Origin of the sequence: Pantoea sp. AG1095 (assembly GCF_003208415.1) — a bacterium.
Taxonomy (GTDB): Bacteria; Pseudomonadota; Gammaproteobacteria; order Enterobacterales; family Enterobacteriaceae; genus Pantoea; species Pantoea leporis.
Genome location: NZ_QKMJ01000007.1, coordinates 228,722 through 235,457 on the forward strand (window position 1 = coordinate 228,722; position 6,736 = coordinate 235,457).

Annotated in this window: 7 protein-coding genes, 2 tRNA genes and 1 rRNA gene; 2 read left to right on the forward strand and 8 right to left on the reverse strand. The window is 52.0% G+C overall.

Features of this window, described 5'->3' with window-relative positions; translation table 11 throughout:
* Nucleotides 1–20 precede the first annotated feature (20 nt).
* The 4 genes from DEU53_RS16010 to ilvL form a co-directional block, all read right to left on the reverse strand.
* A complete protein-coding gene (locus tag DEU53_RS16010) occupies nt 21–950 on the reverse strand; it encodes a branched-chain amino acid transaminase (protein WP_007888821.1) in 930 nt (309 codons plus the stop codon).
* An 18-nt stretch (nt 951–968) separates the two neighbouring features.
* On the reverse strand, nt 969–1,226 hold the full coding sequence (gene ilvM / locus DEU53_RS16015; protein ID WP_101762784.1) for an acetolactate synthase 2 small subunit: 258 nt from the start codon (nt 1,224–1,226) through the stop codon (nt 969–971).
* Nucleotides 1,223–2,869, reverse strand: coding sequence for an acetolactate synthase 2 catalytic subunit (gene ilvG / locus DEU53_RS16020; RefSeq protein ID WP_110867716.1), 1,647 nt, complete (start codon nt 2,867–2,869; stop codon nt 1,223–1,225). The genes ilvM and ilvG overlap by 4 nt, the downstream gene beginning before the upstream one ends.
* Before the next feature lie 149 nt (nt 2,870–3,018).
* Nucleotides 3,019–3,117 carry an ilv operon leader peptide gene (gene ilvL / locus DEU53_RS16025; RefSeq protein WP_071531048.1) on the reverse strand — a complete coding sequence of 33 codons (99 nt, stop codon included), beginning with the start codon at nt 3,115–3,117 and terminating at the stop codon, nt 3,019–3,021.
* Between the two features lie 328 nt (nt 3,118–3,445).
* Here ilvL and DEU53_RS16030 point away from each other — a divergent pair, with 328 nt between their 5' ends.
* Complete coding sequence (locus DEU53_RS16030; protein WP_110867717.1) at nt 3,446–4,966, forward strand: YifB family Mg chelatase-like AAA ATPase; 1,521 nt, start codon at nt 3,446–3,448, stop codon at nt 4,964–4,966.
* Nucleotides 4,967–4,996: 30 nt separating this feature from the next.
* On the opposite strand, the gene DEU53_RS16035 is transcribed toward DEU53_RS16030, so the two are convergent.
* Nucleotides 4,997–5,335: a DUF413 domain-containing protein gene (locus tag DEU53_RS16035; RefSeq protein ID WP_008106616.1), complete on the reverse strand. Its 339-nt coding sequence runs from the start codon at nt 5,333–5,335 to the stop codon at nt 4,997–4,999.
* Nucleotides 5,336–5,456: 121 nt separating this feature from the next.
* On the opposite strand from DEU53_RS16035, the gene hdfR reads away from it, so the two are divergent.
* Nucleotides 5,457–6,278 (forward strand): HTH-type transcriptional regulator HdfR, encoded by an 822-nt coding sequence (hdfR, locus tag DEU53_RS16040; protein ID WP_110867718.1) that lies wholly within the window; start codon nt 5,457–5,459, stop codon nt 6,276–6,278.
* A 105-nt stretch (nt 6,279–6,383) separates the two neighbouring features.
* On the opposite strand, the gene DEU53_RS16045 is transcribed toward hdfR, so the two are convergent.
* The 3 genes from DEU53_RS16045 to rrf all read right to left on the reverse strand — a co-directional run.
* Nucleotides 6,384–6,459, reverse strand: a tRNA-Trp gene (locus tag DEU53_RS16045).
* 8 nt (nt 6,460–6,467) lie between these two features.
* Nucleotides 6,468–6,544 (reverse strand) — tRNA-Asp (locus DEU53_RS16050).
* A 102-nt stretch (nt 6,545–6,646) separates the two neighbouring features.
* Nucleotides 6,647–6,736 (reverse strand): 5S ribosomal RNA (gene rrf, locus DEU53_RS16055); the annotation flags it as partial.

Consider the following 6,736-nt stretch of genomic DNA (forward strand, 5'->3'; position numbering starts at 1 on the left):
GACGCCCGCAAAAAATCTCGTTATGCGTTAACCGGATCCAACCAGCCCCACTTGTCTTCCGTCTCGCCAGTGAACAGGCCAAAGAATGCCTTCTGGATACGACCGGTGACCGGACCACGTTTACCTTCGCCGACCTGAATGCCGTCGACGCTGCGCACCGGGGTGATCTCCGCTGCAGTACCTGACATGAAGACTTCGTCGGCCAGATACAGGGATTCGCGCGACAGAACCTGCTCACGCACTTCGATACCCATGTCTTGTGCCAGCTTGATGATGGCGTCACGGGTGATGCCCGGCAGCGCTGAAGAGGTGAACGGCGGCGTGAACAGAATGCCATCTTTCACTTCGAACAAGTTTTCGCCAGCACCTTCTGAAATATAGCCGTTGGTGTCGAGCGCGATACCTTCCTGATAGCCGTGGCGGCGCGCTTCGCTGCCTACCAGCAGAGAGGAGAGATAGTTACCACCCGCTTTCGCGGCGGTTGGCAAGGTGTTTGGTGCAACGCGGTTCCACGAAGAAACCATGGCATCGATACCGTTTTCCAGCGCTTCAGCGCCCAGGTAAGCACCCCAAGGGAAGGCAGCGATGATTACATCGGTGGTGTAGCCATCTGGCGGGTTCACACCCAGACCCACGTCGCCCACGAAGGCCAGCGGACGTATATAAGCGCTTTTCAGTTTGTTCACGCGGATCACTTCGCGGCACGCTTCCATCAACTCATCAACGCTGGCTTTAATCGGGAAACGATAAATTTTAGCGGATTCATGCAGACGCTTCATATGCTCACGGTGGCGGAACACCACTGGACCTTTGTGTGAGTCGTAGCAACGCACGCCTTCAAACACAGAAGTACCGTAGTGCAGGGCGTGAGACATAACGCTGACCTTGGCGTCTTCCCACTTAACCATCTCACCATTGAACCAAATAAAGTCTGCTTTCTTCGTACTCATTGCTTTTTCCTTTGGCGACTATGCGCGGATTTGTTGTGTTGTCTGTTGTTGGATCTCGACGCAAGCGACATCCATAAGTTTGCTTAACTGCGAAGACAGTAAATCGACTGAGCGTTGGCTGGCAACGGTCATTTCGATATTAATGTTCTCCGCATTGACCGCGGTGGCCATATTCATCGCACACACCTGGAAACCACGGTGACGCACGACACGTAAAATGCGCTCCAATATTTCAGGACGAAAGCGGGCTTCGATAGACAATTGATGCTGATTCATGCGGTTTTCTCCATCATGTTTGCGTTGCTGGCACCTGGCGGTACCAATGGCCAGACGTTTTCATGCTCATCTATCGAAACATGCAGGAAGTAAGGACCTTCACTGTTCAGCAGAGCATCGAGGGCGGCGTCGACCTGATCTTTACGGCTAATGCGCTGGCCTGGGATATCAAACGCGCTGGCCAGCGTGAGGAAATCGGGGTTGTCGGTCAGAATGGTTTCGCTGTAGCGACCATCAAAGAACAGTTGCTGCCACTGGCGCACCATGCCGAGACGCTGGTTATCCAGCAGCAGAATTTTCACCGGCAGCTTGCCGCGCTTGATGGTGCCCAGCTCCTGAATGTTCATCATGATAGAACCATCGCCAGACACGCAGATCACTGTGTCATCTGGACGTGCCACCTGCGCACCAATCGCCGCCGGCAGGCCAAAGCCCATAGTGCCGAGACCGCTCGAGGTGATGAAGTTTTCTGGCGCGGTGAAACTCATGTGCTGAGCGGCCCACATCTGGTGTTGACCTACATCGGTGGTGACTACGGCGCTGTCCGCTTTGCGGTCAGACAACTGCTTCAGCAACAACGGCGCATAAATCGCTTCGCCGGGATGATCGTAGCGCCAGTCGAATTCGCTTTTCATCGCGCTGACTTCTTTGCGCCAGCCATCAATGTGCATTGGCATGCTCAGTGCCGGCAGCACCTGATTCATATCGCCTTGTAGTGAAACGTGAGCACGGCGCAGTTTGTTCAGCTCGGCAGGATCGATATCGATATGGATGACGCTGGCGTGCGGCGCGAAGGTGTCCAGCTTGCCAGTAACGCGGTCGTCAAAACGCGCGCCAACCGCAATCAGCAAATCACAGGATTGTACCGCGAGGTTAGCGGCTTTGGTGCCGTGCATGCCCAGCATCCCGAGATAGAGATCGCTGCTGGCATCCGCGCTGCCAAGACCTTTCAGCGTAGAAACCATCGGAATACCGGTTTCCTGCGCCATGGCACGTAAGGCTGGAACCGCCTGCGCCATACCCACGCCGCCACCGATATACAGCATCGGCTTATGCGATTGCGCCATCAATGTGCGCGCCTCTGCAATGTGCTGCGCGGAGTGGCCGATTTCTTCCTCAACTGGCAGCAGATGAGGCGTCAGTTCGCCATTGGCGATCTGAATGTCTTTAGGGATATCGACCAGTACCGGGCCGGGACGACCCGATTGCGCGATGGCAAAAGCTTCTGCCATCACAGAGGGTAAATCATCAAGCGATTCAACGAGGAAACTGTGTTTGGTGCAGGCTAACGATAAACCAAGAACGTCTATTTCCTGGAAGGCATCGGTGCCGATGAAGGCCGATGATACCTGGCCGGTGATCGCCACTACCGGGATCGAATCCATCATCGCATCCGCCAAACCGGTGATCAGGTTGGTGGCGCCGGGCCCCGAAGTGGCGATACATACGCCAGTCTTGCCGGTTGCGCGGGCATAACCGATAGCAGCCATCACCGCACCTTGCTCATGACGACACAGTAGGTGTTCCACGCCGCCATCGTAGAGCGCATCGTACACTGGCATGATTGCGCCGCCAGGATAGCCAAACACTGTATCGACACCCTGCGCGCGTAAAGCCTGAACTACCCACTGTGCACCTGTCATGGTTATTCTCCTGTATTCCTAGGGGAACAACAGAATTTTATGCTACTGCTCATAATCTGTTCCTCGCTAATTTGCTGATATTTAGCCTGGTCAAAAAAAAACCCCCGGACCTTTCGGTGCGGGGGTTTTTGGAATTCCAGACTTGATTTTTAAGCCTTTCTTTCTCCAAGCGATGCCCCGCACGGTGGGATAATAATCACCACCACGCTAATCACGACTAGGCTAATCACTTGTAGAAGGGCTTTCATGTGTTGTTTGTTTTTTCGATTGTTCGAAGTAATACCTACAGAGTTACCATAGTTAGCGTGTCGTTGACAATAATTTTCATTGGAAAATTTTATGATGCCGCTGGCGGCCCGCCGTTATCACATTGTAAATAAAAGGTTATTTACATTTGTGATAAAAATTCATAACGCCCGCGTCGTAATCTTCATTTGGAGTTTACGATCAAGCTCTGATTTTCAGTGAAAGAGCGGCAATTATCAGGGAATGTAAGGAATCTGGCTCTGAAGTTGAGCAGTAAGCCATTGTTCATCTGTCTGGCTGCTTTGATGATAAGGACAACAAGGAGCGGTTATGTCTTTATCGAAGGTATTAACACGAGCTGCGCTGGGTGTTCAGGCTCCGCTGGTGACGGTGGAAGTGCACATCAGCAACGGCTTACCGGCCCTGACGCTGGTTGGACTGCCTGAAACCACGGTAAAAGAAGCGCGGGAACGGGTGCGAAGCGCGATTATCAATAGCGGGTTCACCTTCCCGGCGAAACGCGTCACCATCAATCTGGCGCCTGCCGATCTGCCAAAAGAGGGCGGACGCTATGACCTCCCCATCGCTATCGCCATTCTGGCGGCCTCTGAGCAGCTGCCAGACGCAAAACTGGGGCAATTTGAATTCCTGGGTGAGTTAGCACTTAACGGCGCGCTCTGTGGCGTTCAGGCCGCTATTCCAGCTGCGATGGCGGCACTGCAAGCAGGCAGACAAATGGTGTTAGCTGAACAGAATCAACAGGATGTAGGGTTGATTCAACAAGGCGAGACGCTGGTTGGCAAACATCTGGTAGAAATCTGTGCGTTTCTCCATAACAAAACCACTCTCACTGTCGCGCATTATCAGCCCGAAACGCTTGAACAGGAAAAGCAGGACCTCAGCGATATCATTGGCCAGGATCAGGGCCGACGTGCACTGGAGATCACCGCAGCTGGCGGGCATAACCTATTACTGATTGGGCCGCCTGGCACCGGCAAGACCATGTTAGCGACGCGTCTGCCCGGTATCATGCCACCGTTAGACGACCAGGAAGCGCTGGAGTGCGCCGCTATCGCCAGTCTGGTAAGCAGTGGCAATCTCCATCATCAGTGGCGCAAACGGCCGTTCAGAGCGCCTCATCACAGTTCATCACTCTATGCGCTGGTTGGGGGCGGCTCCTTGCCGCGGCCGGGAGAAATCTCCTTGGCACACAATGGCGTGTTATTCCTCGATGAGCTGCCAGAATTCGAGCGCAGAACGCTTGATGCTTTGCGCGAACCGATTGAATCCGGGGAAATCGCCATTTCACGCACGCGCGCTAAAGTGACGTATCCCGCGCGCTTTCAATTGATCGGCGCGATGAATCCCAGCCCGACCGGGCATTATCAGGGCAACCATAATCGCTCATCACCTCAGCAAGTGTTGCGCTATCTCAATCGGTTATCAGGACCTTTTCTCGATCGCTTTGATTTATCGTTAGAGGTCCCACTTCTGCCCAGTGGATCGCTAAGTAAGAAACAACAAGTCAGCGAAAGCAGCGCTGAAGTTTTAACTCGCGTCCTCGCCGCACGAAAGATTCAAACAGCACGCAGCGGAAAAGTGAATGCTCATCTCTCTAACCCAGAGATTTTACGCTGGTGTCCATTGAAGCAACAGGATGCTGAATGGCTGGAAGAAGTGTTGAATTCGTTGGGGCTTTCAGTACGCGCCTGGCAGCGGATTTTAAAGGTGGCCAGGACAATCGCTGATTTAGCAGGTGAAGAGCAGATTACTCGTAGTCATTTGCAGGAAGCGGTGGGATATCGCAGTATCGACCGCTTAATGATCTATCTGCACAAGACTCTGGAATAAAAAACGGGGCTTATATAAGCCCCGCTATTCTTAATCATCGCTATCGCTAAAATCTTCCACCGTATCCATCTGCGGCTTGCCGCCAGATAGCGTATGGAAACGCTTAGGTCGCTTGATACGTGCGGTATATTTCGACCATACACGTTCAGCTTCCGTTTGTGGCTCACGAAGACCACGACATACTTCTAAAAATGAACGCTCTTCTTCTGTAATGGGTTCACGCTTAGCGAGATCCAGTTCATTAAAGGCGTAACCGTGGCGCTCCAGAAGCTGAGCTTCTTTAATGGTGAAATCACCATGACGCGAAAAACCACGTGGGTAATGTTTGTTATCAAAGAAACGATTCGTTGTTGCGAAGCTATCCGCCATTTTACACGCTCCTGACTCTCATATGGCCGTGCTATTTATGGCGCGGAGTATTAGATAGGCTTGACAGAGTGTAAAACAAAACATTTAAATCAGTACGACAAACAATTTTTGGGAGAATGCAGTGGATACGGAATTACTGAAAACTTTCCTCGAAGTGAGCAGAACACGCCATTTCGGGCGTGCTGCTGAAGCGCTTTACCTCACGCAATCTGCCGTTAGTTTTCGCATTCGTCAGCTGGAAAATCAGCTGGGCGTAAACCTTTTTACTCGTCACCGTAATAACATCCGGCTGACTTCAGCAGGCGAGCGTTTATTACCCTATGCCGAAAGCTTGATGAGCACCTGGCTGATGGCCAAAAAGGAAGTTTCGCATGCACAACAGCATCATGAGCTTTCAATAGGAGGTAGCGCATCCCTTTGGGAAGCGTACTTAACTCCCTGGTTGCAAACACTTTATGAGAATCGAGAAAGCCTTCATCTCGAGGCACGTATCGCCCAGCGACATTTACTGGTTAAGCAATTGCATGAACGTCAGTTGGACCTGTTGATCACAACTGAAGCGCCAAAAATGGATGAGTTAACCAGCCAGCAAATAGGGCATATTTCGCTCGCATTATTCCGGGCGCGTAAAACCGAGAAGCGTGAAAAATATGACTATATCAAGCTGGAATGGGGCGCAGATTTTCATCAGCATGAAAGTTATCTGTCCAGTGATGATGTTCCCGTATTAACCACCACATCCGCACATTTAACACGCGAATTACTGCATACCACCGGTGCTTGTGCCTTTTTACCTGATTTTTGGCACGGCATTTATAGTGATTTGATGGTTATTCCAGATACACCCGTCGCCGTGCGACCGTTATATGCGGTGTGGCTGCAGAATAGCGATCAGCAAAGTCACATTCGTCAGCTGCTTAAATATCCGGTTTTGACACAATAAGATAATAAATGAGGGAGTTTGAGTGGATCACAGTGAAACTCAAACTCATTTCACTGCCGAATTTTGGACAAAAAAAATCCTTTGCCGAAGCAAAGGATTATTTTCTGGCAGGGGCGGAGGGACTCGAACCCCCAACACCCGGTTTTGGAGACCGGTGCTCTACCAATTGAACTACGCCCCTAATTAGGGTGGCGGAACGGACGGGGCTCGAACCCGCGACCCCCTGCGTGACAGGCAGGTATTCTAACCAACTGAACTACCGCTCCACCGATTCTGTACTGATATCAGACAATCGTTCTGATTTCAGGTGTTTCGCCCTTCCCGCGTCACAGGGAAGGTCACGACCCGGTAACGGGTCTTAAATTGATGCCTGGCAGTTCCCTACTCTCGCATGGGGAGGCCCCACACTACCATCGGCGCTACGGCGTTTCACTTCTGAGTTCGGCATGGGGTCAGGT

Coding starts and splice junctions, on each gene's coding strand:
- ilvL (WP_071531048.1), bottom strand. CDS start 3,117: ATGAAAGCCCTTCTACAAGTGATTAGCCTAGTCGTGATTAGCGTGGTG.
- DEU53_RS16030 (WP_110867717.1), top strand. CDS start 3,446: ATGTCTTTATCGAAGGTATTAACACGAGCTGCGCTGGGTGTTCAGGCT.
- DEU53_RS16035 (WP_008106616.1), bottom strand. CDS start 5,335: ATGGCGGATAGCTTCGCAACAACGAATCGTTTCTTTGATAACAAACAT.
- ilvM (WP_101762784.1), bottom strand. CDS start 1,226: ATGAATCAGCATCAATTGTCTATCGAAGCCCGCTTTCGTCCTGAAATA.
- ilvG (WP_110867716.1), bottom strand. CDS start 2,869: ATGACAGGTGCACAGTGGGTAGTTCAGGCTTTACGCGCGCAGGGTGTC.
- DEU53_RS16010 (WP_007888821.1), bottom strand. CDS start 950: ATGAGTACGAAGAAAGCAGACTTTATTTGGTTCAATGGTGAGATGGTT.